The 24,037-nt window shown below is 57.3% G+C and carries 32 protein-coding genes and 1 pseudogene; 13 read left to right on the top strand and 20 right to left on the bottom strand.

Going from position 1 to position 24,037, the window contains the following annotated elements; translation table 11 throughout:
- Positions 1-17: 17 nt before the first annotated feature.
- The 10 genes from CL1_RS09395 to CL1_RS09440 are packed head-to-tail and all read right to left on the bottom strand — an operon-like array spanning position 18 to position 7,607.
- The gene (locus tag CL1_RS09395; protein ID WP_014789647.1) at positions 18-749 is read right to left on the bottom strand and encodes an HAD family hydrolase; all 732 of its coding nucleotides are present in this window, start codon (positions 747-749) and stop codon (positions 18-20) included.
- Positions 740-1,759, bottom strand: a complete 1,020-nt coding sequence (gene hisC, locus CL1_RS09400; RefSeq protein WP_014789648.1) for a histidinol-phosphate transaminase — start codon at positions 1,757-1,759, stop codon at positions 740-742. The genes CL1_RS09395 and hisC overlap by 10 nt, the downstream gene beginning before the upstream one ends.
- Positions 1,756-2,379, bottom strand: coding sequence for a bifunctional phosphoribosyl-AMP cyclohydrolase/phosphoribosyl-ATP diphosphatase HisIE (gene hisIE, locus CL1_RS09405; protein WP_014789649.1), 624 nt, complete (start codon positions 2,377-2,379; stop codon positions 1,756-1,758). The genes hisC and hisIE overlap by 4 nt, the downstream gene beginning before the upstream one ends.
- Before the next feature lie 9 nt (positions 2,380-2,388).
- The gene (gene hisF / locus CL1_RS09410; RefSeq protein ID WP_014789650.1) at positions 2,389-3,147 is read right to left on the bottom strand and encodes an imidazole glycerol phosphate synthase subunit HisF; all 759 of its coding nucleotides are present in this window, start codon (positions 3,145-3,147) and stop codon (positions 2,389-2,391) included.
- The gene (hisA, locus tag CL1_RS09415; RefSeq protein ID WP_014789651.1) at positions 3,129-3,827 is read right to left on the bottom strand and encodes a 1-(5-phosphoribosyl)-5-((5-phosphoribosylamino)methylideneamino)imidazole-4-carboxamide isomerase; all 699 of its coding nucleotides are present in this window, start codon (positions 3,825-3,827) and stop codon (positions 3,129-3,131) included. The genes hisF and hisA overlap by 19 nt, the downstream gene beginning before the upstream one ends.
- A gap of 1 nt (position 3,828) precedes the next feature.
- The gene (gene hisH, locus CL1_RS09420; protein ID WP_014789652.1) at positions 3,829-4,416 is read right to left on the bottom strand and encodes an imidazole glycerol phosphate synthase subunit HisH; all 588 of its coding nucleotides are present in this window, start codon (positions 4,414-4,416) and stop codon (positions 3,829-3,831) included.
- A 2-nt stretch (positions 4,417-4,418) separates the two neighbouring features.
- The gene (gene hisB, locus CL1_RS09425; RefSeq protein ID WP_014789653.1) at positions 4,419-4,955 is read right to left on the bottom strand and encodes an imidazoleglycerol-phosphate dehydratase HisB; all 537 of its coding nucleotides are present in this window, start codon (positions 4,953-4,955) and stop codon (positions 4,419-4,421) included.
- Positions 4,952-6,085, bottom strand: a complete 1,134-nt coding sequence (gene hisD / locus CL1_RS09430) for a histidinol dehydrogenase (protein WP_014789654.1) — start codon at positions 6,083-6,085, stop codon at positions 4,952-4,954. The genes hisB and hisD overlap by 4 nt, the downstream gene beginning before the upstream one ends.
- Complete coding sequence (hisG, locus tag CL1_RS09435; RefSeq protein ID WP_048152454.1) at positions 6,075-6,692, bottom strand: ATP phosphoribosyltransferase; 618 nt, start codon at positions 6,690-6,692, stop codon at positions 6,075-6,077. Before hisG ends, hisD begins: the two co-directional genes overlap by 11 nt.
- Positions 6,693-6,716: 24 nt before the next feature.
- The gene (locus CL1_RS09440; protein ID WP_014789656.1) at positions 6,717-7,607 is read right to left on the bottom strand and encodes an ATP phosphoribosyltransferase regulatory subunit; all 891 of its coding nucleotides are present in this window, start codon (positions 7,605-7,607) and stop codon (positions 6,717-6,719) included.
- A gap of 381 nt (positions 7,608-7,988) precedes the next feature.
- Here CL1_RS09440 and CL1_RS09445 point away from each other — a divergent pair, with 381 nt between their 5' ends.
- From CL1_RS09445 to CL1_RS09465, 5 genes are all read left to right on the top strand, one after another.
- Positions 7,989-8,501, top strand: coding sequence for a ferritin-like domain-containing protein (locus tag CL1_RS09445; RefSeq protein ID WP_014789657.1), 513 nt, complete (start codon positions 7,989-7,991; stop codon positions 8,499-8,501).
- A 192-nt stretch (positions 8,502-8,693) separates the two neighbouring features.
- Entirely contained in the window at positions 8,694-9,731 is a 1,038-nt protein-coding gene (locus CL1_RS09450) for a hypothetical protein (protein ID WP_014789658.1), read from the top strand.
- Positions 9,728-10,471 (top strand): ABC transporter permease, encoded by a 744-nt coding sequence (locus CL1_RS09455; RefSeq protein WP_014789659.1) that lies wholly within the window; start codon positions 9,728-9,730, stop codon positions 10,469-10,471. Before CL1_RS09450 ends, CL1_RS09455 begins: the two co-directional genes overlap by 4 nt.
- Entirely contained in the window at positions 10,468-10,905 is a 438-nt protein-coding gene (locus CL1_RS09460; protein WP_014789660.1) for a hypothetical protein, read from the top strand. Before CL1_RS09455 ends, CL1_RS09460 begins: the two co-directional genes overlap by 4 nt.
- The gene (locus CL1_RS09465) at positions 10,902-11,594 is read left to right on the top strand and encodes an ABC transporter ATP-binding protein (RefSeq protein WP_014789661.1); all 693 of its coding nucleotides are present in this window, start codon (positions 10,902-10,904) and stop codon (positions 11,592-11,594) included. Before CL1_RS09460 ends, CL1_RS09465 begins: the two co-directional genes overlap by 4 nt.
- Before the next feature lie 8 nt (positions 11,595-11,602).
- Here CL1_RS09465 and CL1_RS09470 read toward each other — a convergent pair whose 3' ends face one another.
- A complete protein-coding gene (locus CL1_RS09470) occupies positions 11,603-12,130 on the bottom strand; it encodes a GNAT family N-acetyltransferase (protein WP_014789662.1) in 528 nt (175 codons plus the stop codon).
- A gap of 53 nt (positions 12,131-12,183) precedes the next feature.
- On the opposite strand from CL1_RS09470, the gene CL1_RS09475 reads away from it, so the two are divergent.
- Together CL1_RS09475 and CL1_RS09480 are read left to right on the top strand one after the other, a co-directional pair.
- Entirely contained in the window at positions 12,184-12,663 is a 480-nt protein-coding gene (locus CL1_RS09475; protein ID WP_014789663.1) for a ferritin-like domain-containing protein, read from the top strand.
- Positions 12,664-12,724: 61 nt separating this feature from the next.
- Complete coding sequence (locus CL1_RS09480) at positions 12,725-13,027, top strand: ferritin family protein (protein ID WP_014789664.1); 303 nt, start codon at positions 12,725-12,727, stop codon at positions 13,025-13,027.
- A 10-nt stretch (positions 13,028-13,037) separates the two neighbouring features.
- Here CL1_RS09480 and CL1_RS09485 read toward each other — a convergent pair whose 3' ends face one another.
- The 6 genes from CL1_RS09485 to CL1_RS09510 form a co-directional block, all read right to left on the bottom strand.
- A complete protein-coding gene (locus CL1_RS09485) occupies positions 13,038-13,388 on the bottom strand; it encodes an iron-sulfur cluster assembly protein (RefSeq protein ID WP_014789665.1) in 351 nt (116 codons plus the stop codon).
- Positions 13,389-13,391: 3 nt separating this feature from the next.
- On the bottom strand, positions 13,392-13,751 hold the full coding sequence (locus CL1_RS09490; RefSeq protein ID WP_014789666.1) for an iron-sulfur cluster assembly protein: 360 nt from the start codon (positions 13,749-13,751) through the stop codon (positions 13,392-13,394).
- Between the two features lie 449 nt (positions 13,752-14,200).
- Entirely contained in the window at positions 14,201-14,548 is a 348-nt protein-coding gene (locus CL1_RS09495; RefSeq protein WP_014789667.1) for a class II SORL domain-containing protein, read from the bottom strand.
- A 10-nt stretch (positions 14,549-14,558) separates the two neighbouring features.
- Positions 14,559-14,720 (bottom strand): rubredoxin, encoded by a 162-nt coding sequence (gene rd, locus CL1_RS09500; protein ID WP_014789668.1) that lies wholly within the window; start codon positions 14,718-14,720, stop codon positions 14,559-14,561.
- Positions 14,721-14,801: 81 nt separating this feature from the next.
- A complete protein-coding gene (locus CL1_RS09505) occupies positions 14,802-15,299 on the bottom strand; it encodes a rubrerythrin family protein (protein WP_048152458.1) in 498 nt (165 codons plus the stop codon).
- Between the two features lie 78 nt (positions 15,300-15,377).
- Entirely contained in the window at positions 15,378-16,604 is a 1,227-nt protein-coding gene (locus CL1_RS09510; protein ID WP_014789670.1) for an FprA family A-type flavoprotein, read from the bottom strand.
- Positions 16,605-16,758: 154 nt separating this feature from the next.
- On the opposite strand from CL1_RS09510, the pseudogene CL1_RS10905 reads away from it, so the two are divergent.
- Positions 16,759-16,869: pseudogene (locus CL1_RS10905) on the top strand (ferritin-like domain-containing protein); the annotation flags it as partial.
- 138 nt (positions 16,870-17,007) lie between these two features.
- On the opposite strand, the gene CL1_RS09515 reads toward CL1_RS10905, so the two are convergent.
- The 3 genes from CL1_RS09515 to CL1_RS09525 all read right to left on the bottom strand — a co-directional run bounded on the left by CL1_RS09515 (position 17,008) and on the right by CL1_RS09525 (position 19,279).
- On the bottom strand, positions 17,008-17,361 hold the full coding sequence (locus CL1_RS09515) for a DUF302 domain-containing protein (protein ID WP_014789671.1): 354 nt from the start codon (positions 17,359-17,361) through the stop codon (positions 17,008-17,010).
- A gap of 12 nt (positions 17,362-17,373) precedes the next feature.
- Positions 17,374-18,660, bottom strand: coding sequence for a cytochrome c biogenesis protein (locus tag CL1_RS09520; protein ID WP_014789672.1), 1,287 nt, complete (start codon positions 18,658-18,660; stop codon positions 17,374-17,376).
- 76 nt (positions 18,661-18,736) lie between these two features.
- Positions 18,737-19,279: a nitroreductase family protein gene (locus CL1_RS09525; RefSeq protein WP_014789673.1), complete on the bottom strand. Its 543-nt coding sequence runs from the start codon at positions 19,277-19,279 to the stop codon at positions 18,737-18,739.
- 102 nt (positions 19,280-19,381) lie between these two features.
- Between CL1_RS09525 and CL1_RS09530 the strand changes: the two genes are divergently transcribed.
- From CL1_RS09530 to CL1_RS09550, 5 genes are all read left to right on the top strand, one after another.
- On the top strand, positions 19,382-19,945 hold the full coding sequence (locus CL1_RS09530; RefSeq protein WP_014789674.1) for a DUF998 domain-containing protein: 564 nt from the start codon (positions 19,382-19,384) through the stop codon (positions 19,943-19,945).
- A gap of 1 nt (position 19,946) precedes the next feature.
- Entirely contained in the window at positions 19,947-20,408 is a 462-nt protein-coding gene (locus CL1_RS09535) for a hypothetical protein (protein WP_014789675.1), read from the top strand.
- A 49-nt stretch (positions 20,409-20,457) separates the two neighbouring features.
- The gene (locus CL1_RS09540) at positions 20,458-21,483 is read left to right on the top strand and encodes an SLC13 family permease (protein WP_335324042.1); all 1,026 of its coding nucleotides are present in this window, start codon (positions 20,458-20,460) and stop codon (positions 21,481-21,483) included.
- Between the two features lie 75 nt (positions 21,484-21,558).
- Positions 21,559-21,915: an ArsR/SmtB family transcription factor gene (locus tag CL1_RS09545; RefSeq protein ID WP_014789677.1), complete on the top strand. Its 357-nt coding sequence runs from the start codon at positions 21,559-21,561 to the stop codon at positions 21,913-21,915.
- Positions 21,915-24,002 carry a heavy metal translocating P-type ATPase gene (locus tag CL1_RS09550; protein ID WP_014789678.1) on the top strand — a complete coding sequence of 696 codons (2,088 nt, stop codon included), beginning with the start codon at positions 21,915-21,917 and terminating at the stop codon, positions 24,000-24,002. The genes CL1_RS09545 and CL1_RS09550 overlap by 1 nt, the downstream gene beginning before the upstream one ends.
- Positions 24,003-24,037: the final 35 nt, after the last annotated feature.

Genomic DNA, 24,037 nt, shown 5'->3' on the forward strand with positions numbered 1-24,037 from the left:
GCTTTTCGGTGGGGTTTTTAAGTTTGTTCCCCCTCCAGCAGTTCCTCCAGGAACTCGTTCACGTTCCTCACGTCCCGCCCCACCATGACGAAGCCGAACTCTCTTCCGTATCTCCTCCGGTAGTTCTCGACGAAAAGGCCGTCGTTGATTGTATCCCCCACGTAAACTCCCCTTTCGCCCTTCACGAGCTCCCACAGTGCCCGGGGGTCCGGTTTGAGATAGCTCTCCCTTGTAACGACGTTCTCAAAGCTGAAGCCGATTACCCGCTCCGCCAGCTTCATCTCAAGGGCACTCCTTCCGGTGACGACCCCGAGTTTGAAGCGGGCCGACGCTTCCTCCAGGAGGTTTCTCCTCACAATCGGCCTCTCCCGTTTCCACAGCCCCGGGAAGTCAAAGAGCCTCCCCGGATACTCCCTCCCCAGGTAGAAGGTGTTGAAGACCCGCTCGATGCTCCCGCCGAAGACCTGGAACCCGAATCTCTCCCGAACCCACTCTATCGTTCCCCCCTCCGGGAACTCCTCGATGAGCTCTTCAGCCCTTCCTGAAAGGGCGAAGAGTATCAGGGCCTCGCTGACCTTGAAATCGTCTCCGAAGGAGCCCTTCCTCCTGAGCTCCCGGACCCACTCGGGTTTTATCTCCCTCTCGACCCCGAACAGCCTGAGGAAGTACTCCGCCGTGAGCCTGGTCGCGACATCGTAGCTTTCCCCCACGTCTATCAGCACGCCGTCAACGTCGAAAACTACCCACATTCCCTCACCTCCAGAAACTCCCTGAGGGCTTCGATCAGCTTCCGGTTCTCCCATTTCCTTCCGACGGTAACCCGTATGTGGCCGTCGAGCCTCCCCGCGAGCTTTCTGACGGCTATGCCCTTCCCCAGAAGGAACTCATAGGCGTTCAGCCTCATCAGGAGGAAGTTCGCGTCGCTTGGATACGTGAACTCCCGGAAGGCCCTCCTTATCCGCTCCCTCTCCCCGATTATCTTCGCCACGCGCCTCTCAACGAGGTCGTAGTGCCTGAGCACGACCTTCACCGCCGCCATGGTCATTACCCCGACGCTGAAGGGCGACTTCACCCGATAGAGGGCATCAACGATTTCCCCGTTCGCCAGAAGATAGCCCGCCCTCACCCCGGCCAGGCTGAAGGCCTTGGAGAAGGTTCTAAGCACAATCAGGTTGGGGTACTCCTCGATGAGCCTCCAGAGGGTTTTTCCGGCGAACTCCGCGTAGGCCTCATCGAGAACCACCGCCGTCCCCGTGTCGAGGACTTTCACTATCTCCTCCTCCGGCTGGAGGTTGCCTGTGGGGTTGTTGGGCGAGGCTATGAAGACAGCGCTCGCATTTCCGGCCTTTTCCGCTATGGCGTCGCCGTCTATCGTGAAGTCCTCCCTCAGTGGGACCTCAAGGACGGGAATTCCGTTCAGCTTTGCGTAGAAGTAGTACATGCTGAAGGTCGGCGGTGTCGTGACTACATAGCCTCCCTCGAAGAGCCTGACGAGGTATCTTATCAGCTCGTCCCCCCCGTTTCCAACCGCAACGTTCTCCGGTGAGAGGCCGTAAAAGTCCGCTATGGCCTCCCTGGCAGGCATCGAGGTTATGTGCGGGTAGCGGTTGAAGGAAAGCTCCCTCAGCTCCTCAAAGATTTCCTCCTTCACCCAGTTGGGAAGGTCGTAGGGGCTCTCGTTCTTGTCGAGCCTTACGGGGTAGTCCCCCTCTTCAACGCGGTACGGCTCGAAGGACTTCACGAGTTCCCTAACCCTCATCCCCTCCGCCTCCTCAGCTCGGCCATCACCTCACCGAGGGCAACGTCGTTGTAAACCAGCAAAACGAGCAGGTGGTAGAGCATGTCGGCCGTCTCGTAGATCAGCCGGTCCCTCGTTTCAGCAACGAGAACTTCAATAGCTTCCTCGCCGAACTTCTTGTATATCCTCTCCCGTCCTTCCTCGAACAGCCTTGAGGTGTAGGAGCCTTCGACGGGCTTTTCCTTCCGCGCCCTTATCAGCTCCTCAAGCTCCCGCAGGATTGTCAGGGAGTAGTCCACCGGGAGAACCCTCTCCGGCTCGCCGAGCTTACGGTAGAAGCAGGAGTAGTTTCCCGTGTGACATGCGGCACCTCTCTGCTCGACTATCAGGAGTAAAGCATCGCTGTCGCAGTCTACCCGGACTTCCTTCACCCTCTGGACGTTCCCGCTCACCTCGCCCTTCATGCGGATTCTTCCCTGCGAGCGGGAGTAGTAGTGGGCGTAGCCGGTCTCAAGGGTTTTCCTGAGGGCTTCCCTGTCCATGTACGCGAGCGTTAGGACTTCCCCCTTCGTGTCCTGAACCACAACGGGGACGATACCGTTGTTCTTCTCCCAGTCAACCTTCTCGATTAGCTCCTCCATGCTACCACCTCAGTAGTCCAGCCTCACGGGGACTCCCCTCTCAGCCAGGTACCCCTTCAGCTCGCCGACGGTGTATTCCCCGTAGTGGAAGATTGAAGCCGCAAGAGCCGCTTCAGCCCCAGCCTTAAAGGCCTCGTAGAAGTGCTCCGGTTTTCCAGCTCCGCCAGAGGCTATGACCGGTATATCAACTGCCTCCGCGACGGCCCTCGTCAGGGGTATGTCGAAGCCCCCCTTCGTTCCGTCGGTGTCCATGCTCGTGAGCAGTATCTCGCCCGCGCCCAGCCCCTCAACCCTTCTCGCCCACTCGACCGCATCAATTTCCCTCGGCTTCCTTCCGCCGTGGGTGTAGACCTCCCAGAAGGAGCCGTTCCACCTGGCGTCGATTGCCACCACGAGGTTGGCGGTGCCGACTATCTCGGCAATCTCCCTCACCAGTTCCGGCCTTTCAACCGCCGCCGTGTTGATGAAGACCTTATCCGCCCCCCGCTTGATTATCTCCCTCGCCTCCTCAACAGCCCTTATGCCGCCGCCGACCGTGAAGGGGACGTATATCTCCCCGGCTATCCTCTCGACCAGCCCGAGCAGGATTTTTCTCCTTTCGTACGACGCCGTTATATCGAGGAAGACTATCTCGTCTATTCCCTCCGCCTCGTAGCGTTTCGCCAGCTCGACCGGGTCGCCGGCGTCGCGTATGTTCCTGAACTTTATCCCCTTGACGACCCTTCCGTCCTTTATGTCCAGGGCCGCTATTATTCGCTTGGCGAGCATTTTGCCACCTCCAGAAGCTCCTCAAGAGTAACAAGGCCCTCATAGAGAGCCTTTCCGACCACGACCCCCGAAAAGCCGATTTTCGCAAGCTTTCTCACGTCTTCGGCGCTCGAAACTCCCCCGGCGTAGATGAACTCCCCGCTTTGCCAGAACCTCTCGATTTCCTCTATTCCCGTCAGTGTGCCGTCCCTCTCAACGGAGGTGTAAATAAAGCGGTTCACGTAGGGTTTCAGCATTTCATAGGCTTCTCTAACCGGCATTCCACTCTCAAGCCAGCCCCTCACGGCTATCCTCCCGTTCCGCGAGTCGAGGCTGACCGTTATGCCCTCAAACTCCTCGGTTATCCTCTCAAGGAAACGCAAGTCGAGGGCCTTCGTTCCGAGTATGGCGTTCTCCACGCCGACTTCGTAGGCCTTGGCGATGGCTTCATAGCTCCTGAGGCCCCCACCGAGCTGAACCCTCAGCCCGATCTCCTCGATTATCTCCCTGACAACGTCAAGGTTCCGGGGAAAGCCTTCAAAGGCCCCGTCCAGGTCGACTATGTGGATTTTGTCCACGAGCTCGGCGAACCGCTCCGCTATCTCAACCGGCTCGCCGTAGACCCTGACTTTCTCTCTCCTCCCTTTGTAGAGCCTCACCGCTTTTCCACCCATCAGGTCTATCGCGGGATAAACCTCCATTCTAAAGCCCCCTGAAGTTCCTCATCACGGTAAGCCCGTTTCTCCCGCTCTTCTCCGGGTGAAACTGGACGGCGTAAACGCTGTCCCTGCACACCGCCGAGGTGAAGACGACTCTCTGCCCCTTTGACTCGTAGTCGGTGATGCCCGCAACGATGTCCTCCTCCGGGACCGCGTGGTAGGAGTGGACGAAGTAGAAGTACGCTCCATCTTTAATTCCCTCAAAGAGGGGGCACTCCTTTCTGAGCCAGAGCTGGTTCCAGCCGATGTGCGGCGTTCTGACGCCCCGAAACCTCACCACGTTCCCTCTGAAGACCCCCAGACCGGGCTTCCCCGGGCTTTCCTCGCTCCCCTCGAAGAGCAGCTGAAGGCCGAGGCATATCCCCAGGAAGGGCTTCCCGTCGTTTATGGCGTCGAGTATGAGGCCCCTGAGGGGTTCAAGCCTGTCCATCACGGCCCCGAAGTTTCCAACGCCGGGCAGGACTATCTTCTCAGCCCTCTCTATCTCGTAGGGGTCGCCGGTTATCTTCCCGCCGAGGGCCTTCCTCACGTTGGCGAGGTTCCCTATGCCGAGGTCAACTATCGCTATCACCCTCACACCTCCAGCAGGCCCTTCGTGCTCTCAAGCTTCCCGCTCTCCCGGACTGCCTTCCCGAGGGCGACGCCGAGTCCCTTGAATGCCGCCTCGATGACGTGGTGGGCATTGACCCCGCTCAGCGTTTTCACGTGGACCGTTGCCTTCAGCGACCGCGCCAGCCCCCACAGGAACTCCCTCACAAGGGCTTTCTCAAACCCCTCCTCTTCCTCCTCGAAGGACAGTTCAAGGCTTACGTAGGGCCTCCCCGAGATGTCCACCGCCACCACCACGAGCGCGTCGTCCATCGGCATCACCGCGCTCCCGAGGCGGGCGAACTTCCCCGGGAGCTTTGAGCGAAGCTCCTCTCCGAGGGTTATCCCGACGTCCTCCCACAGGTGGTGCCTGAGGTCGTAGGTGGCCTCTACTTTCGCCTCCCGCCCCATGTAGAAGAAGAGGGCGGTGAGGAGGTGGTCGAGCACCCTGTCGCCCGTCCCGATGCCCCCTTCCGAATCAAGCTCGACCGTTACGTCTGTCTCCCTCGTTGTTCTTCTCATCTCCTCACCTCCATGCTCCTCCTGTGGAAGGCCATTCCCTCTATCTCGGCCAAGCGAAGACCCAGCTCCCTCTCCGCGAGGAACTCCTCTCTGCTCACCCCTGCAAGGCTTATAGGCTTGAGGAAGTCCCTCACAGTTAAGACACCGCTGAACTTCGCCGCCCCTCCGGTTGGCAGGACGTGGTTGACGCCGAGGAAGTAATCAGCCGCCGGAACCGGCGTGTAGGGGCCCAGGTAAATCGCCCCGGCGTTCTCGATGAGGTCAACGAGCTCCATCGGTCTCTCCGTGATTATCTCAAGGTGCTCCGGCGCTATCTCGTTGGCCCTCCTAACGCACTCCTCTAAGTTTTCGCAGAGGACAACCTCTATCCCCTCGCGGGAGCAGAACTCCGCGAGTTCCCCTGAGGTCGTGAGGAGCCAGGCCCTGCTGTCCTTCCCGTGCTCCAGCTGGCTGAGAAGGTCGGCCAGAACGTACTCTTTCTCTGCCGTTTCGTCCGCTATCACCGCTATCTCCGACGGCCCGGCGAGGCTGTCTATGCCAACGACCCCGAAAACCTGCCTCTTGGCCTCGTTGACGAACCTGTTTCCGGGGCCGAATATTTTGTCCACCTTCTTCATGCCAATTCCATAGGCCATCGCACCTATCGCCTGGATTCCACCGAGCTTGTAGACCTCGGTGATGCCGAGCAGTTTTGCAACGTAGAGGACGTAGGGGTTCACCTTTCCGTCCTTTGGCGGGATTGTGACCGCTATCTCCTTAACGCCCGCGATTTTTGCTGGGACTGCCACCATCATCAGCGTCGAGGGTAGCGGTTTTCCGCCGGGCACGTAGATTCCTATCCTCCTTACCGGACGGTAGATTATCCCGTAGAGGGAGCCGTTTTTGATGAAGAGCCGTTCCCTTTCCATCTGCCTCTCGTGGTACTCCCACAGGCGTTTAACGGTGCGGAGGATTATCTCCCTGTCCCTCCTGGGAATGCTTCGCGCGGCCTCCTCGAACTCATCCTCGGTCACACGGAACGGGCCGGCGTAGCCGTCGAACCTGATGGAGTACTCCTTTACGGCATCATTACCTCTCTCCCGAATATCCCGCAGTATTCCGGCGACGTATCTCTCAAGCTCAAAATCCATCTCCAATCACCTCCTTAACCTTCCACACGAGTTCGTTTATCTCCTCGAACTTCGTTTTCTGGGCTATTCTGTTGACGAGTAGCAGGGCGGAGACGTCCATTATCTTCTCAACCTCGACCAGACCGTTTGCCCTCAGCGTGTTTCCGGTCTCGACTATGTCCACGATGGCGTCGGCTATCCCTATCTTCGGGGCCAGCTCGATGCTCCCGTGGAGCTTCAGGATTTCCACCTCGACGTCGAGCATCTCAAAGAACCGCCTCGTTATCCCTGGATACTTGGTGGCTATCCGGTAGCCGTCCATATCCTCGGGCTTGACGGTGCTCTCAGCCGGCATGGCCAGGCTCAACCTGCACTTTCCGAAGGGCAGTTCAAGGGGTATGAGGACGTCGCTTCCGCGCTCCTCCACCACATCGCTCCCGGAGATGCCGACGTCGATTCCGTACTCCACGTAAACGGGAACGTCAAAGGCCCTTGCAAGGAGAACCTCATAGCTGCCGATTCTTTCGATGAGCCTCCTCTCTGCTGGGGGCCTCAGCTCGATTCCAGCCCTCTGGAGGATTTCGAGAGAGCCGGGAAGAAGCCGCCCCTTGGGGAGGACGAACCTTATTGGGGAGCCGTTGGAACGCTTCATTCACTCCACCTCCACCGGGATGCCCATTCTCACGAGCCTTTTTGCCCCGGCAAAGACTTCCCTGAGTTCCCCTCTCAGCTTTTTCCGGTTCCTGTCCCCCCTCTTTCTGAAAAGCCTTGAAAGTGCCCCCATATCAAAGGCAAAGCCAAAAGCCGGCTTTCCCTTGAAGGTGTACTCCCCGCCTCCTCCGAGGGGTTTCCCAAGTTCCGGAGAGTACACCTCGAAGAGTATGTCGCGGTAGTAGGGGAGAGGCCTGACTGTGCCGAAGTCTATGAACAGCCTTTCGTCATCAACCGCCTCGACTATTCTGTCGAGTTTTCTATAGCCGCTCTCCTTTCCCCAGAAGTTGAAGAGCCTCCAGAGCTCTTCCTTCTTTTCCACGCTTATCGGGAGGCGCTCTATTATCTCAAAGTTCCTCCTCACGAGCGCCCTGTAGATTTCCTTCCGGAACTCCTTCACGTCTTCGGTGGCCTTTTCCCAGACCTTCAGACTTCCGATGTCTATGTAGAACTCCTCTATCCCCAGGGCTTCGAGGGAGGTTATGACCGTGAGGAGGACTTCCGTAGCCATCTTCGTAACGTCCCCGCCGATGTACTCCACTCCAGCCTGCCACTGTCCCCTAATCCCTCCGTCAAGAACCTCGCTGATGTAGTAGAGCTTGAGCTTCTCGGGCGGCTCCTTGATGTTCTCCAGTATCTGCGAGGTTATGTCGGGTTTTATGACGTAGAACCCGTTGTTGTAGGCGAACTTTGTCCCCTTCCTCAGGTTCTCGCTGTACTCCTCAATAGCCGGCAGGAAAACCTCGCGGTAGCCCCACAGCTCAAAGGTTCGTCTCAGATACCTGCTAATCTCCGACAGTTTCTCTGACTCGGCCAGCAAGCCCTTTCTCACACTAACCCCTCCCGAGTTTTGTTCACAAAATCAGCAGTTTCAGAACTATCCGGGCCTAACGAAGTTCCAGAAGAGTCAATGATGGCGGTAGCTCACCGGAAGGGCCGGTACGCTGAGGCACCTCATATTTGGCTCCTTGAAATACGTTCTAACCGTCGCCTTTTTCCGGGACATCTTCTTTCCCCCCATTGGTGCCCCCGTAGGTTGAAGGGGTTTAAAATACTATCCCTAGATTTGCTGTCATTCAATCAACTTCTCATGAAATATTTGTCGTTATGTCGACGACAGGAGATGGTGTCCATTTTTGCCCATTGAAACATTCGGCTTGTGTAACCAGAGCATTAATAGTCTCTTTGGATTATAATGTAGTGGTGATTCTTGATGGAGATAACTGACAGGGAAGTTTTTGAGATTGCAATGAGGGCCAAGGAGGCCTACGAGAAGCTCGCTTCTGTCGTCAAGAGCGACATCATTCGGGACGAACTGCTGTTTCTGGCGAGGGAGGAGGACAGGCACCGCGAGATAATAGAGAAGATGGCCGAGAAGTTCATCGGCGGCAGGACCGAGCCGAAGAAGATTGAGATAGATGTGATGGGTGAGTTCAAAGTCATCGCCGAGAAGATGGGCGAGGTCATAAAGAAGCCAGACCTAAACATCGACGAGATTTACGAGGTAGCCATGAAGGCGGAACTGGTCAGCGAGAAGCTCTACCACGAGTTGGCCGGCTACGCCGCCACCGAGAACACGCGCCTCGTCCTTGAGATGCTCGCGGACATGGAGCGCAACCACTACAACCTTCTGAGGAAGCAGTACGAGTACATAACCCGCTACCCCGACATCTACCGCGAGGAGTTCTACGACCAGCTGATGAAGGATATAAACTTCAACTTCTGACCTTTTTATTACTCTCTCCCATTTTGGAGCCCTTCGCGCTCTTAGATGTCTTGCATTGTTTTACAGGGTTGTTTGCGAGAAACTTTCGAACACCGAAAGATTAATAAGCGACATTAATGTAACATTGAGTGCAGAACCCCGTTGGGGGGGGCGATGTATCCAGAACGGTTTTCATGCCCTGGGGGAGATACCATGAAACGGTTGGTGCCGGTTCTGGCCCTCCTTCTCCTGCTGGTGCCCCCTACTTCGGCAACACCCTACTGGTTCGGGGAGGGGGTCTACGCCAGGTACGTCGCCAGGGGCCAGCTGTCAATCGGCATGAGCACTTCAGCCGGGAACGTCACATACTACTGTCCCCACGTCGAGTTCACGTGGCGCGCCCTCAAGGTCTCCGGCGATAAAGCCAGGGTGTCCCTCCTGCTCCTCGGGTTCAACTGCACCCGGGAGGAGTATTCCACCCTGGGTGAGGGTGAGGCGATGGCCCTTCTCCGGAAGTACCAGGGGCGCTACAACTTCACCGGTGGAGACTGCCTGGAGGTGCCAGTCACGGGGGGCAACGTGACGGTGTGTGAGAACAGCTATTACGAGCGGACGGCACGGCGCGTGGTTGGTTTGGTGGTCGAAGACGGGGAGGGGAGGCTGTTCAACAGATCCTACACGCCCGAGAACTTCAGCAGGGCCGGGGTTGTTGAGATCGATCTGACAACGGGAGAGATCTACGTGAACGGCACGCTGGCCGGCGGGAACTTCCTCTGGGTCGAGAACCCTGCCAACGTGACCGGGCTTGAGATACTGCCCGGACTGAAAATTGAAACGGTCAGAATGATAAACTCGACGGCGATGACCTACTACGGCGACTTCAACGCCCCGGTTTACATGGCCCATACGAACATGATGAGCCTTCCAGGGATCTCGGGGAAGGACGTTATTCTCTACGATGGTTCAAGCGGCCTGGCGATAGCCTTCTTTACTCCTTTCAGCCCACTGTGGGAGGCCTTAGGCATAAGCAACGCCGTGATCCAGGACACAGAGTTTGCCAGGGAGCACGAGAGGGAAATCAAGGAGAGCAACAAGATGCCGCCCTTCGGCCTCGTCCTGGCGGGGACGAACATAGACTTCACCCGGGCCGAGGAGCTTCCGGAGGAAGGCCCGTCCAGAACCGCCCTCTTTGCCGTCGTTGGTGTTGCGGTGGTTCTCGGCGCGCTCCTCCTGTGGAGGTGGAGGCGGTGAAGGAAATCCTCCGCTGGGAGCTCCGCTCCCCCCTAAACCTTGCCCTCATCTCCGCCGGGGCGGTTCTCATCGGGACGGTGATGAAGAGGTACTACCTCACCTGGAGCGCCGGTTCCAGGGGAGGGCCGTACGGGGTTGAGATACTGGGTTCAATCTTTAGGGAGGCCTTCACCGGCGACGTTTACCTGCTCCTGGCGATACTGGTTCCCTTCATCATAACGCTGGCCGTGAGGCTGGAGAGGGACGAGGGCGTTGCCCTTTCGGTCTACTCCCTCCCCCTTTCCAGGGTTGAGGTACTGCTGGCCAAGTTCCTGGCGGCGCTCCTTGCGCTCTTCCTCTTCGTGTTTGCCGTTCACCTCCTCGTCTTTGCCCTCCACTTCTCGGCCACGCCCGATGCAGTTGCCGGTGTCCTTGTGACCCACGCGGTCCCGGTGGCGTGGTTCTATCTCATGGTGCTGCTCTTCATGGTCTCCCTCGCGGCCCTCGTGGCCGTGCTCTCGCCGAACGCCTACGTCTCGATCTTTGGGGGTTTCGTGGCCCTCTACCTCCCCCTCTTCCTAGGGACGACGTGGTACGGGCCGGTGCCGTGGCGGAACGTTCTCGTAAACTACAGGCCGGCCGCAATCTCGATCCGGAGCGACCCAGTGTTCTCCTGGGGTTTTCTTAAACTGACCCTTCTTCCGGCGCTGGTGTTCCTGGTTCTCTACCTGCTGATAGGCAACTGGAGGGACGTGAGATGAGGCTCTTCCGGGCGCTCCTCCTTACCCTCATGCTCGTCTCGCTGATCTCCCTGGCCCTGCAGTCGAACCTCAAACCGAGCGACGTTCACTACAAGACAGCCTTCGTGTCGGGGCGGGAAAGGAGTGCGGTGTACGTATCCTCAATGGCCTCGGTGAAGCTCTACGCCGTGGGGACGGGGGAGTTCCGGGTGAAGGACGTCCAGACCGGGGAGGTAATATTCACCGGGGAGGTGGAGGGCAACAGGGCCTTCGCGCTGGTCTTCCCCCACCCCGGCTTCTACGAGTTCAGCGGGAACTCCACTCAGGGCATCACCATAACGATAACCCCCGTCGATGTCGGGTTCCCCGGGGAGCAGAAGTCGGCCCATCTGTGGGCTTCTGTGGCCTTCGGCGGGCTTCTGGCGCTGACGCTCATCGGGGGTGTCAGGAAATGAAGGCGATAATCGAGGCCCAGAACCTCCACAAGTACTTCGGACCGATAAAGGCCCTCCAGGGGATTACGGTGGAAATACCGGAAGGTCTGACCCTGATACTCGGCCCCAACGGCGGCGGGAAGAGCACCTTCATGAAGGTCTCGCTCGGCCTATACAGGCCAACGAAAGGCACAGTGAGGCTCCTTGGAAAGGACCCCTGGCGGCACCCCGAGGCCAGGAGGGGCATCGGCGTGGCCTTCGATCCCGGCAGGTTTCCCAAGCTCACCACGGGGAGGGAGTGGCTGGAGTTCATTGCTCGAGTGCGGGGCGCGAATCCGGGTGATGTCGAAAAAGCCGCCAGGCTCTTCGGCATTGAGGAAGCCCTCGACAGGAGGATAGACGGCTACTCCTCCGGAATGCTGAAGCGCCTTTCCCTCGCGCAGGCCTTCGTGGGGGAACCCGAGGTTGTGTTCCTCGACGAGCCGCTGGCCAACCTTGACTTTGAGAGCGTCCCTGAGATCGTCGGCATAATCAAAAGATGGAAAGAACGGGGCAGAAGTTTTGTCATCATAAGCCACGTATGGGAGCCATTTGAGGCGCTTGCCGACTACGGGGTGGTCATCAGCGGCGGAAAGGTTTACCTGAAGGGCCGGTTCCATGAGATTCGTGGGCAAATCGGGGCCATGTTCCGGCCTCCGGAAGGGAGCTAGTCCCCCAGCTATGTTTTTCTCAGCACCACGAACTCGTGGTAGTCCATCACCTTGACGAAGCCCTTTTTTATATAATATGAATAAGCCTCAAGCTCGGGGAAGGTTATGACGTACGCTTCCCTGCCGAGCTCCCTAAGTCTCTCTATAGCGAACTCCAGGAGCTTTGAGCCGTAGCCCCGGCCCCTGTACTCTGGATCGACCATGAAGAACTCGATGAGCCCGGTTTTCTCCCCCTTTATCTCCTCCGGCACCCACCAGAGGGCCTTGCCTTCGAGGTTGTAGACCAGCGCCACGGTTCCGGCGATTGCTCCATCATCGTCCCTCAGCACGTAGAGTTCATCAAACTCTTTCCCCAGCCTGAACTCGAGGAAGGGCTCGTAAACTTCCCTAAATCCCTCGAAGTCATCTGGAGCCGGCTTCTCCTCCACCCATTCAAGCGCCGGGTAGGCACCGTTCGTTCCCCGATAAACCCTGTGGACAAAGCGAACCAGCTCTCCCTTAAGCTCGAGCGGATTCTCTACACTCTCAATCCCCATTTCCGGTCCCAAAGGTTATTAGGGTTGATGTCATAAATTTTTCCGGTGATACTGTGGACGAGCTTGAGGCTTTGGCCCTTGCCCTCGAGGTCGAGAAGGCCGAGCTGAAATTCTATCTGAACCTGGCCAGGAAGGCGGGCGATGAAAAGGCAAAGAGAATGTTCCTCTTCCTCGCGAGGGAGGAGGCCGGCCACTGGGAGCTGTTCGAGGAAAAGTTCGTCGAGAAGCTCATAGAGAAATGCGAACTCCCCGCGGTGAACCGCGAGCTCCTTAAGGAGCTTCTCGTTGAGGTCGAAAACGAAAACCTGAGCGAGGTCGATGCCGTCAGGATAGGAATGGAGCAGGAGAAGAGAACCTGGGAGTTCTACGAGAAAGCGGCTAAAGAGTCGGAGCACGAGCCCGTCAGGAGGGTCTTCGAGGAGCTCGCCAGGGTTGAGAAATCTCACTACGAGCTTTTGAGGGCCCAGTATGATTCCGTCATGAAGACCGGCATCTGGATGGACTACCAGGACTTCAGCCTGGAGGTGGACTGAAGCCCTGCGAGAGGTGTTTTCTTTTATTCCAGCTATTTGAGAGTGAATGTGGTGGTGCCCTATGCTTGCCGAAAAACCCTACCTTATCGGACGGGAGAAGCCCCTCTCAAAGAGGGAAATCGCTCAGGCCCTGCGCTGGGCCATCGAGGCCGAGCTCGACGCCATAAGCTTCTACGAGCAACTGGCCGAGCTTGTTGAAGATGAGAGGATAAAGCACATCTTCTACGACGTCGCCAACGAGGAGAAGGAGCACGTTGGGGAGTTCCTCGCGGTGCTCCTCGAAATCGACCCCGAGCTGGGGAAGTATATGAAGGAAGGCTTTGAAGAGGTCGAGGAGGAGACGGGAATAAGGGTGGAGCTATAAGGTGCCAGGTTTATCCCTCCGCCAGCAGAAGGCCGAGTTCGTTGTAGACCCGGACTCTCTCGAATCCCTTTCTTTTCATGACGGCTAGGAGACTATCCAAGATCTTGTTCTGAACGTTGATGGCCAGCATCTGACATGCAGGGCACTCCGGTGTTGCACGGGCCATTAAAAGAAAAACCTCAACGGTGTTTTCTTTCACCGTTAAACCGTAGAGAAGACCCTCTTCCACGATGTTCAGCCCCGTTTCAGGGTCCTTTACCTTTTCCAGGATTTTAACAACTTCGGAAACCTCCGGTGGAAGGTCTCTCCTCGGGCCTCGTTTTGGTGTTTTTTGGGGTTTGAGAAAGTCAAAGAGCCCCACGGCTCAGACCTTCTCCTGACTTATGTCCTCGATTGTGTAGCCCTTCTTGTTCTCAAAAACCCCGACGGGGTTGTTCTTGAGGTCGTAGACGTAGACGTTCTGGAACTTCACCAGGGCGAAGCGCTCGATGATATCGCCGATAATCTTGGAGTACGCTATCGCGCTCGCCCCCGTCAGGTTGTACTCGGCGTGGCTCTCGAAGTTGAGCCAGACCTTCAGGGTGTCCTCTCCAACCTCCAGTCCGGCGACGACACCGGAGTCAAGAATATCGCCTCCGGTAACTGGGTCGGTTATCTTGGCCAGCTCGTCCAGAACTGCCCGGTAGTGCTCCGGCCATTCCCTGCCCGGCATGTAAACCTTCATTTTTCTCACCTGGAGGCCTTTCTCGTGTCCAGTTATAAGCCTTCCTGGCCGGTTTTGGGTAACTCTAAGGGTATGGTGAGAGAAGATGCCCCGGTAACGGTCGAGGCTAGGTATGGGTAATTATGCCATTTCTCAAGGGTTAGGAGGTGGTAGCCTGTCAGCACCTGTCGATGGTGCGGAAGGGAGTCCCGTTTTCTGTTCCCTCCGGCGAGGGCGCCCCGCACGAATCCGAGTGATATTTGGTAATGGGAGGAAGGCGCTCTCAGACGGGCTGAGAATCCCCGTTTAGATTTGGGCTTAATGAGATTCCTCGAACCTCCCCGACACTGACGAGGATTTAAGCCGAACCCCCGAAGGGGCAGACCCCCCTGTTACGGTCATTAGAAGATAAAGCCCTCCTACCGAATCCTAAGTGGGGCGACTCAAAAAGGGGGGTTGGGGCGGAGAAATCACTCGAGCGCGACCTCGTTCTCCCAGAGGCCGTGAATGTTGCAGTAGCTGAGCGCGTAGAGCTTGCCCTTCTTCTGAGTCCTGAAGAAGAAGACCGCCCTCGGCTCGGTCAGCGGGTCGCCGTGGTTGGTGAAGGCAACCCTGCCGACGAGAATCGGGAAGTTCTCCCCCTCGGGGTGGAAGTAGAGCTCTATCCAGGCTATGTGGTGCTCGGGCGTGTTCGGGTGCGGTATCTCCTTCCCAACAGAGACCTCGACCTTGACAAGGTCGCCGTCCTTCTCGTACTCTATAACGGGGACGTGCTTCTCCCCCTTCCAGTCCCCACTCTTTATGGTTCCGCTAAGCATCTCAACCACCTCACTCTATCTTTTCAAACTGATCTTTGGGCGCACCGCAGAGCGGGCAGATCCATTCCTCAGGAAGGTCTTCAAACCTGGTTCCCGGGGCTATTCCGGCGTCCTCGTCACCTTCCTCTTCATCGTAGATGTAGCCGCAGACTATGCATTTCCATTTGGCCATTAATATCGCCTCATCTCAATGTTATTAGTCCGCCCTTATAAGGTTTGCGGTTCAAACTTGAGAAATGGAAAAGCGAAATGTTCACTCAAAGACCACGAACTTATCTCCCGGGGCACCGCACACCGGGCAGTACTCGGGGGCTTCATCAACCGCTGTGTAGCCGCAGACCGGGCAGATGTAGACCTTCTTTATCTCGATATCCTCCCCACTCTCGGCCTTTTCTCTGGCCTTGGCGTACAGCTCGGCGTGTACCTTCTCGGCCTCCAGGGCGTAGTGGGTCGTCCTGACAGCTTCCCTCTCGCCCTGGAACTCGGCGGCGTTCTTGAAGACGGGATACATCTCCTCAACCTCGTAGGTCTCGCCGTCTATACCGGCCTGAAGGTTCTCCGGAGTACTTCCAAGCTTGCCGAGGGCTATGAAGTGGTTCTTGGCGTGGACAAACTCGGCGTGGGCTATGGCTCTAAAGAGCTTTGCGATGTTGGGGTAGCCTTCCTTCTCGGCCTGCTCCGCGAAAATCAGGTACTTCATGTGGGCCATGCTTTCGCCTGCGAAGGCGTCCTCCAGAAACTTTCTAGTCATGGCTTTCTCAACCACGGGGAACACCGTAAAGGAAATGGGAGAGAAAATATATAACGGTTTTCAAACCTTTGGTTTTCGTCACAGCCAGCTGAGGAGTTTCATGACCCCTTCCCTGAGCCTCTCCTTGTCCTCCGGCCGGGGCATACCGCGGCTCTCAACGGTATCGACGTGGTCGAACTTGCTCCTCGAGATGAGGGTCTCTATCTTCTTTCCGGCGACGCCGCCCCAGCCGAAGGCGCCGACGATGAGGACCGGCTTCTCGTAGTTGGCCTTGTCGAGTATCTCGAGGAGCGCGTACCTCACGCGCGGGTGCACGTCGGCCTCGAAGGTCGAGGCGCCGATGATTATCGCCTCGCTGTCCGGGACTTCCCCCAGTATGTCGCTCACAGCGGGAGCTTCCTTATCCGTGAAGCGGTAAACGACCGGTTTCTTCCCGAGCCTCTTAAGCTCGTCGAGCACTATCTCCATTCTACTCTCAACAAAGCCGTACATAGAGTCGTAGAGCACGAGAATCTTGCCCTCCGTCGGAACTCCCGCCCCAACCCTCTCGTAGTGCTCGAATATCCTGGCGGGGTTCTTCTTCCATATCAGCCCGTGGCCGGGGAGTATCATCTGGGCCTCGTCCACTATCCCCATGGCCTTGAGCTTCTTGATGTTCTGAACGATGTACTTGTGGTAGTGGCCTATGACGGTAACGATGTACTTCGTCACGTGCGGGAGGTACTCCCTCACGACCTCCTCGTCACTGTCGTCTATCGTTTTTGGAATCCCGTAGCCGCCACCGGCGTCGCAGGAGAAGATTAGCTTGTCCTCGACAACGTAGGTTATCATCGTGTCCGGCCAGTGGAGCCAGGGGACGGTTATGAAGCGGAAGGTCTTGCCGCCGATCCTCATCTCCTCGCCGTCCTTAATGGCGTGGAAGTTCTCAACGACCTTCTCGCCGTAGAAGCCCTCCAGGAAGCGCTTGGCGAAGCTCGTGCCTATGAGCTTGGCCCTGTAGCCGTTGGCCTCAAGGAAGGCCGGTAGCGCCCCTGTGTGGTCGGGCTCAGTGTGGTGGATTACAACGTGGGTGATTTCCTCAGGATCAACGAGCTTTTTGAGTGCCTCCATGAAGAGCTCCGTGTACTCCCTCTTGCTCAGGTCGAAGAGAACCGTCGCACCGTCAAGCTTCATCAGGTAGGCGTTGTAGGTTATCCCCTCCGGGATGTCCCAGGTGGCCTCGAAGTACTTTATCCTGTCATCATCGACCCGGATTATGTAGAGCTCCGGATCCTCAAGAATCCTTTCAACTTTCACATCGGGCATTCCTGTCACCGAACCTATTTGGTGCGGAAGGATAAAAAGCCTTTCTTGACCAAAAAGTTAAGGACGGAAATGGGTAAATTAAAAGCTCGAAAGATCAGGCGAAGGTAACGCCCCTGTCCTTCAGCGAGCGGTTGAGCAGGTCGGCGTCACCGAGTCCATCTACAGGCTCGTGGACATCGCGGAGGAGGAGAAGGACCGCGCGACCTACCAGTTTCTCCAGTGGTTCGTGGAGCAGGTTGAAGAGGAGGCCACCGCCAAGGCAATCGTGGACAAGCTCGGGATTATAGGCGACAATCCGAACGGCCTCTTCATGCTCGACAGGGAGCTTGGCCAGAGAGGACCCAGTTCAGAGCAACCCTCCTCCAGTTCTCCGAGTGATTCTCTTTTTGTCAAAAAAGAGAGATCAAAGCCCCTCGATGACCTCCTTTACGAGCTCGAGGGGCTCTTTCATTATCCCCACAGCGTCGTCGGCGGTGTTTATGGCTACGTAGGTTTCGCCGTTCTTCTGATAGAAGAGCACCGGGCACGGTGCAAAGGAGCCTATCTCGTAGTCCTCCTTCGTCATCTCGTAGAATATCTTGGGGTTGCAGACCCAGAGAATCCTGTACGGCTCCATGTCCACGCCGAGGTTGGCCTTCACTACCTCGCTCGGCGTGAACTCAAGGACGACCTTGTATCCCCTCTCCTTCAGCTTTGCCTTAAACTTCTCCTCGGCCTCCTCGAGGCCCAGGCTAAGTTTTCTCCTGTACCTGTACATCAAACCACCTCCTTAGAGCTGTGAGAGCGATTCAAAGAGCGAGCTCCAGAGCTTGAGAGGAGTAAGCTCCGTCAGCATCAGCAGGCCTAGGAATATGAGCACCGCCCCGAGGACAATTTCCCACCTGGCTTTACCTCTTCCACCTAGCGAAAGCCTGTTCGAGAGGAACTTCCTGTTCACCCACTCCCCGAGGTCCTTCGAGGCGGTCAGCAGGTAAACCGTCAGCCCCATTCCAAGGCCGTAGGTGCCCATCACAATAATCCCGCTCAGAGTGTCCCCGCTCAGCGCGGCCGTTATGACCGCAAAGCCGACGTATGGCGCTATGCAACCGAGCCAGGTCGCCCCCAGGGCGGAGCCAAGGGCGAAGTCGTAGGCCAGGCCCCTTTTTCCAGATACCCTGTCGGCCGGCGAGAAGCTTAGGAACCTTTCGAGCCTCGCACTAAAGCGTTCACTTATGAAGCTCGCGCCAATTATCACAAAGCCGATTCCACCTATCAGGTAGAGTGCCCCCTGTATCTGGGAGGCGTAGGAACCGAGGCTTCCAACGAGCGCCCCGAGCAGGGCGAAAGAGGCCACCATTCCCGCTATTATTGCCTCGACCTTTCTCCTCGCGAAGGTGAGGGAGAGCGTTCCGACGATGATAGGGAGGACGCAAGGGGAGAACACGCTAAGAATCCCCGCGGAGAATATCGGCAGGAGAACGGCCGGGCTGAGGTTGCGGGTGGACTCTTCCCTGCTTTCTTCTGTGGTGTTCGGTGTTTCTTCGGCTCGGATCTCGGTTGCGCCTCCAGCTGCTTTCTCGACAAAGTATGCCAGGCCTTCTGGGTTCAAAGCTCCCACAGCCACTCCCTTCAGGACCATCGTCCCGTTCACGGCCTGGAATATCACCATCGTTGGCGTTCCAGGGACACCGACGCTTATTTCCTCCCCGGGGTTTTTGGGCCGGTAGTAGCCAGCGTTGTCCGGCTGAATGACTATCACCGGGTCGTAGACCCTGTATCTGAGGTTCGTGATTGAGCGGGCCCTGTGGACGTCCACTGAGAGCAGTACAAGCCCCCGGAGGGCCTTTTCTGCCTCCGAAGTGGGAAAAACCTGTGTTTTCATGTAGCTGCACGCAGGACAGCTCTCCGAGTAGTAGAAGATGAAGAAATACTCTCCGTTGTGCTCTGCCACCAGGGAGTTGAGTTCACTCTCCGTTGTGATGTCGTGAAACGTCAGGCTGCCGTAGCTGACGGTTCCGGCGCTCACGAGGCCAGCGAATATCAGCAGAAGTGTGATGACGAAAAGCGCCCTGCGCACCGGCTTCACCTTGATAACCTTTTAGGAGGGGTTAAAAAGCCTTTTCTTGAAGCCCCGTTCACTGGACAGGACTGTGTCACGGTTTCTTCCACGCTTCACCAAAGCGGTTGTAGCTCACCTTGTCCCACTCAAAAACCTCATCGCCGTGGGGAGGCTTTTTCTCCGCGGGATAGCCGACGCCTATTATGCACACCACTCGGTAGTTCTCGGGGATTCCGAGGAGCTCCCTCACGTATTCCTCCGCCGTCTTTTTATCATCGTGCATTCTGTTCCTTATCTGCACCCAGAACGACGACAGGCCGAGGTCGAACGCCGCCAGCTGTATGTGTTCCGCCGCTATGCTGGAATCTTCCACCCAGACGTCGCTTCTGCTTTCGTCGGCGGTAACGACTATTGCCAGGGGTGCCGTTGCCAGGCCAGAGGCGCCGAGCTTTGCCTTTGAAAGCGCCAGGAGCTTTTCCCTGTCATCAACCACGATGAAGTGCCACGGCCTCCTGTTGAAAGAACTCGGTGACAGGAAGGCAGCCTCAAGGAGCTTTTCCACAAGTTTGCGGGGAACCGGCCTCTCCTGGAAGCGCCTCACGCTCCTTCTTTTTCTGAGAACCTCGAAGAACTCCATGCCATCACCAAGGGGGGTAGACTTCGGGCTTTAAAAACCTCCTGAAACTCGAGCATGACCAACCTTTTTACGCCCCACCGCCAACCATCTACGGGGGGAACAGTGAGGGAGAAACTCGTATGGTTCGGTTTCATGGGCGCTCTAGTCTACTGGTCTTTCGTCGCCTGGAGCATATCGAGAAATCCCTGGTTCTCCTTCTGGAAGAACGCCCTGAGCGACCTTGGGGGGCCTGGGGCGAACTCACCGTGGATTTATAACGCCGGTCTGGTCGTTAGTTCTCTCTTCCTCCTGGCTTTCTCCGTTGGACTTATCCTCACCTCGGAGGGGAGGCTCCAGACGGTTGGAGGAGCATACCTGAGCATCTCGTCCGTTTTCCTCGCCCTGATAGGCATATTCCACGAGGGCACCGAGCCCCACGTGTTCGTCTCCACCTACTTCTTCGTCCAGTTTTTCCTGGGGGCGCTCCTCTACGGGCTCGGATCGGAGCGGCTCAGACCTGTGTCTGTTCTTATATTTTCCCTGGCCCTTGTAGGCCCGCTCGTCCCCTTTCCCTCCACCTCCCTTCTCGAAACGTACGAGATACTCCTCGTCATGGCATTTTCGCTGGCCGTCGCCCTGAACAGTAAGGGTTTTACGGGTCGCGGAGCAAGTGGGGGAGGTGGTTGATATGAGTGCTCCGTTTCCGCCGATACGGAGGGTGCCCGCGAGGGAGAGCGGCCCCCTGAAACCCGAGGATGCCGGGAGGGCGATAGCCCTTGTCAGGGAGGCACTTCCCCTCTTCAGGGCCGGGGAACCGATACTCCATCCGGACCACGTAGACGTGCCCGTTATGTACCTCGATTTCGCCATAGACAGGGTTCACTACGACCCCCGGACCGGAACGCCCGCACCCAAAGGTGCCCCGCCCCACTGTCGGCCCTCCTTGGAGGGCGCCAAGGAGAGAGTGGAAGCCATACTGAAAGAGGCCAGGGTCGTTGATGCCGCGGAGTTCAGGGAGCCGGAGGACTGCTGGGTTGTCCCTGTGGCCTGGGAAACCTTTATAATCCTCCACGTACGCGTCTCGGCCGACGGGAAGGAGCTTGTCCCCGACTATCCGCTCACAGAGGAGGTAAGGCGTTACGGCAGGTGAAAGGCTCAGGACGTTCCTTGAAAGGGAGTGGTTCCTTACAGCGCTACTGCTGCTCTACCTAGTCCTGGTTCTCCACGACCCCACCCTTCCCGGCAGAACCCCGGGGCTGGTGGACTGGAGGAGCCTGGCCCTGATAACGTCGCTCATACTGGTCTCGAAGGGCCTTGAGCTGTCGGGGGTCTTCACCCGCCTTTCCATACGGCTCATCTCGCTCTCCGGCGGCTCGGAGAGGAAGCTGATGCTTCTCCTTATCCCCATCATAGCCCTCTCCTCCGCAGTGATAATGAACGACACCGCGATGCTCGTGTTCATCCCCCTCGTCGTCATCACCGCCCGTCTGGCCGGGATAAACACCGCCCGCGCCGTTACGCTTTCGGCCATAGCGGCGAACGTCGGCTCCGCTCTAACTCCGATCGGCAACCCCCAGAACATCATAATCTGGAACGCCTATGGCATCTCCTTTCTGGGATTTGTCCGGGCGATGCTCCTCCCGGTGGGCATCTGGCTCGCTGTCCTGCTGCTCTTCACACTCACAATACGGGAAGGGCCTGTATCCATTGGGAGGCTGCCTCCCGTGGCGGTTAAAAGGAGGCTCTTCGTTGCTTCACTCGGCCTTCTGGTTTCGGACGTGATTCTCGCCGAGGCCGGCAGGGGGCTGTGGACGCTTCCTCTGACCCTGGTTGTGCTCCTCATAGCCGGAAGGGAAGCCCTGCTTGGCTTTGACTGGGCGCTGGTTCTCACCTTCGCGTTCATTTTCATAGACTTCAGCGAGATTGCCGGCCTGCTTTCAGACCTAACCCTGCCCGCGGGTGGATTGGGTCTCTTCCTGGCCTCTGCGGGGCTTAGCCAGCTCATCAGCAACGTTCCCGCGACTGTGGTCCTCCTGACCTCCAGACCCGACTGGCTCCCCCTGACCCTCGGTGTGAACATCGGGGGAACGGGGATTATAGTCGGCTCCCTTGCGAATCTCATAGCCCTCCGCATCTCCGGAATCGGTATGGCAGACTTCCACAGGTTTTCGATTCCTTACTTCCTAGTGGCCTTGGTGATTTCGATTCTGATAATCCTGCTCTGATTTTTCGACCGGTTTCGAAATGGGAAGGTTTATAAGAACATTTGCACAACTGCTCAAATGTAGAGGTGATGGAGAATGACTGAGGTGTGTAAGGTCTACGAGGAGCATCTGGATAAAATCCTGGAGGCCCAGGCAAAACTCCCCGGGGAGGAGCACATACTTGAAATGGCGGACTTCTTCGACGCGCTGGGCAATCCAACCAGGCTCAAAATACTCCTCGCTCTCATGGAGGCCGGGGAGCTCTGCACATGCGACCTCTCAGCCATTACCGGGCTCTCCGTTTCGGCGGTCTCTCACCAGCTTAGACTCCTGAAGGACAGGAAGATAGTGGCCTACCGCAAGGACGGCAAGAACGTCTTCTACCGCCTCGATGACGAGCACATCAGGGAGATACTGAGGACGGCCATTGAGCATCTCTCGGAGGTGAAGTGATGGCAAAAAAGCTCAAGCTCGAGGGACTCGACTGCGCGAGCTGTGCCTACGAGATAGAGGAGGCCCTCAAAAAGGAGGGCTTTGAGTTCGCACTGGTCAACTTCGCCACCAAGGAGGCGGTTATAGAGGGCAACGTTGAGAAGGCCAAGGAGATAATCAGAAAGGTCGAGCCGGACGTCGAGGTCATCGAAGAGGACGAGCACGGTCACTCGCACCACGGGCACCACCACGAGCACGGTGAAGAGGATCCCAAAAAGGCTCTCTACTTCATAATCCCGTCGCTCATGCTCTTTGGCATCGGGGTGGTACTCCGCTATTACTACGGCATGGACAACGCCTTCGTCTTCGGGGTCTTCGTTGCGAGCTACCTCCTCGTTGGCTGGAAGGTTCTTAGAAGTGCCATCATCAACTCCCTGCACGGCAACGTCTTCGACGAGAACTTCCTCATCGCGGTGGCCACGCTGGGAGCCTTCGCCATCAGGGAGTATCCGGAGGGAGTGGCGGTCATGCTCTTCTACGTTGTAGGGGAGTTCTTCCAGGACCTAGCTGTGGACAGGTCACGGCGCTCCATAAAGGCACTGCTTGCGCTCAAGGCCGAGCACGCTAACCTGCTCAGGAACGGCGAGGTCGTTAGGGTGAAGCCGGAGGAGCTGAAGGTCGGCGATACAATCCTGGTAAAGCCGGGTGAAAAGGTTCCCGTTGATGGCGTTGTCATAGAGGGTGAATCAACCGTTGATACCTCCGCCCTGACGGGTGAAAGCGTTCCCAGGACGGTAAGGGAAGGGGAGGAAATCCTCTCCGGCATGGTCAATCTAAGCGGCGTCCTCAAGGTCCGGGTTACCAAGGAGCTTAACGAGTCAACGATATCGAGAATTCTGGAACTAGTCGAAAACGCGAGCGCCAGAAAGGCCAGGACCGAGAAGTTCATAACCCGCTTTGCCCGCTACTACACTCCAGCGGTGGTCGGAATAGCGGCGCTCATAGCCACGGTCCCGCCGCTGATTACGGGAGACCCGTTTTCAACGTGGGTTTACAGGGCGCTGATCCTTCTCGTGATTTCGTGTCCCTGCGCCCTCGTGCTCTCAATCCCGCTCGGCTACTTCGGGGGCATTGGGAAGGCCGCCAGGGAGGGGATACTCGTCAAGGGCTCCAACTACCTCGATGCACTCAAGGACGCAAGCATCGTCGCCTTCGACAAAACCGGCACGCTGACAAAGGACGTTTTCAAGGTCACGAAGGTGGAAACAAGGAACGGATTTAGCGAGGAGGAGATCATCAGGTTCGCGGCCCTTGCCGAGGCTCACTCGAACCACCCGATAGCGAAGGCCATACGCGAGGCATACGGCAAGGAAATCAACGAGGCAGAGATAGTCGAGTACGAAGAGATAGCCGGCCACGGCGTCAGGGCTAGGATTGACGGAATCGAGGTTCTCGTGGGCAACGACAGGCTGTTACACCGCTTCAACATCGAACACGATACGTGCAGGGTTAGAGGCACCGTGGCACACGTCGTCATCGACGGGAAGTACGCCGGGTACATAATAATCTCGGACGAGATAAAAGATGACGCCCCGAAGGCCGTGAAAGAACTCAAGCGCCTTGGAGTCAAGAAGGTCGTGATGGTCACCGGCGACAGCAGGGAAGTCGCGGAGGAGATAGCGAAGCAGCTTGGCCTCGACAGCTTCTACGCCGAGCTTCTGCCGGAGGAAAAGGTGAGGGTCATAGAGGAGCTCGAGAAGGAGAAGGGGGACGGAAAGGTGGTCTTCGTCGGCGACGGGATAAACGACGCTCCCGTGCTGGCCAGGGCGGACGTTGGCGTTGCCATGGGAGCGCTCGGAAGTGATGCTGCCATAGAGACCGCCGATATCGTCATAATGGACGACAAGCCCTCGAAGCTCCCCCGGGGCATCAGGATAGCCAGAAAGACCCAGCGGATAGTATGGCAGAACATAGTCTTCGCCCTCGGCGTTAAGCTCGCCTTTATCGGCCTCGGAATTCTCGGAGAGGCTACGATGTGGGAGGCGGTCTTTGCCGACGTCGGCGTGGCCTTGATAGCGGTCTTCAACGCGATGAGGATTCTGAGGTGAAGATCACTTTTTTATTTATCTTCCAGCGTTCGGGA

Source organism: Thermococcus cleftensis, from assembly GCF_000265525.1.
Lineage (GTDB): Archaea > Methanobacteriota_B > Thermococci > Thermococcales > Thermococcaceae > Thermococcus > Thermococcus cleftensis.

Excerpts from the sequence above, each read along its gene's own strand:
- CL1_RS09445 (WP_014789657.1), top strand. The coding sequence starts at position 7,989 with ATGGAGATAACTGACAGGGAAGTTTTTGAGATTGCAATGAGGGCCAAG.
- CL1_RS09460 (WP_014789660.1), top strand. The coding sequence starts at position 10,468 with ATGAGGCTCTTCCGGGCGCTCCTCCTTACCCTCATGCTCGTCTCGCTG.
- CL1_RS09535 (WP_014789675.1), top strand. The coding sequence starts at position 19,947 with ATGAGTGCTCCGTTTCCGCCGATACGGAGGGTGCCCGCGAGGGAGAGC.
- CL1_RS09450 (WP_014789658.1), top strand. The coding sequence starts at position 8,694 with ATGAAACGGTTGGTGCCGGTTCTGGCCCTCCTTCTCCTGCTGGTGCCC.
- CL1_RS09505 (WP_048152458.1), bottom strand. The coding sequence starts at position 15,299 with ATGACTAGAAAGTTTCTGGAGGACGCCTTCGCAGGCGAAAGCATGGCC.
- CL1_RS09525 (WP_014789673.1), bottom strand. The coding sequence starts at position 19,279 with ATGGAGTTCTTCGAGGTTCTCAGAAAAAGAAGGAGCGTGAGGCGCTTC.
- hisC (WP_014789648.1), bottom strand. The coding sequence starts at position 1,759 with ATGAGGGTTAGGGAACTCGTGAAGTCCTTCGAGCCGTACCGCGTTGAA.
- rd (WP_014789668.1), bottom strand. The coding sequence starts at position 14,720 with ATGGCCAAATGGAAATGCATAGTCTGCGGCTACATCTACGATGAAGAG.
- CL1_RS09515 (WP_014789671.1), bottom strand. The coding sequence starts at position 17,361 with ATGTACAGGTACAGGAGAAAACTTAGCCTGGGCCTCGAGGAGGCCGAG.
- CL1_RS09495 (WP_014789667.1), bottom strand. The coding sequence starts at position 14,548 with ATGCTTAGCGGAACCATAAAGAGTGGGGACTGGAAGGGGGAGAAGCAC.
- CL1_RS09470 (WP_014789662.1), bottom strand. The coding sequence starts at position 12,130 with ATGGGGATTGAGAGTGTAGAGAATCCGCTCGAGCTTAAGGGAGAGCTG.
- hisD (WP_014789654.1), bottom strand. The coding sequence starts at position 6,085 with ATGGATTTTGAGCTTGAGAGATACGTCGCCGGAATACTGCGGGATATT.
- hisIE (WP_014789649.1), bottom strand. The coding sequence starts at position 2,379 with ATGGAGGAGCTAATCGAGAAGGTTGACTGGGAGAAGAACAACGGTATC.
- CL1_RS09550 (WP_014789678.1), top strand. The coding sequence starts at position 21,915 with ATGGCAAAAAAGCTCAAGCTCGAGGGACTCGACTGCGCGAGCTGTGCC.
- CL1_RS09465 (WP_014789661.1), top strand. The coding sequence starts at position 10,902 with ATGAAGGCGATAATCGAGGCCCAGAACCTCCACAAGTACTTCGGACCG.
- hisB (WP_014789653.1), bottom strand. The coding sequence starts at position 4,955 with ATGAGAAGAACAACGAGGGAGACAGACGTAACGGTCGAGCTTGATTCG.
- hisF (WP_014789650.1), bottom strand. The coding sequence starts at position 3,147 with ATGCTCGCCAAGCGAATAATAGCGGCCCTGGACATAAAGGACGGAAGG.
- CL1_RS09480 (WP_014789664.1), top strand. The coding sequence starts at position 12,725 with ATGCTTGCCGAAAAACCCTACCTTATCGGACGGGAGAAGCCCCTCTCA.
- hisA (WP_014789651.1), bottom strand. The coding sequence starts at position 3,827 with ATGGAGGTTTATCCCGCGATAGACCTGATGGGTGGAAAAGCGGTGAGG.
- CL1_RS09490 (WP_014789666.1), bottom strand. The coding sequence starts at position 13,751 with ATGAAGGTTTACATGCCGGGCAGGGAATGGCCGGAGCACTACCGGGCA.
- CL1_RS09395 (WP_014789647.1), bottom strand. The coding sequence starts at position 749 with ATGTGGGTAGTTTTCGACGTTGACGGCGTGCTGATAGACGTGGGGGAA.
- CL1_RS09545 (WP_014789677.1), top strand. The coding sequence starts at position 21,559 with ATGACTGAGGTGTGTAAGGTCTACGAGGAGCATCTGGATAAAATCCTG.
- CL1_RS09510 (WP_014789670.1), bottom strand. The coding sequence starts at position 16,604 with ATGCCCGATGTGAAAGTTGAAAGGATTCTTGAGGATCCGGAGCTCTAC.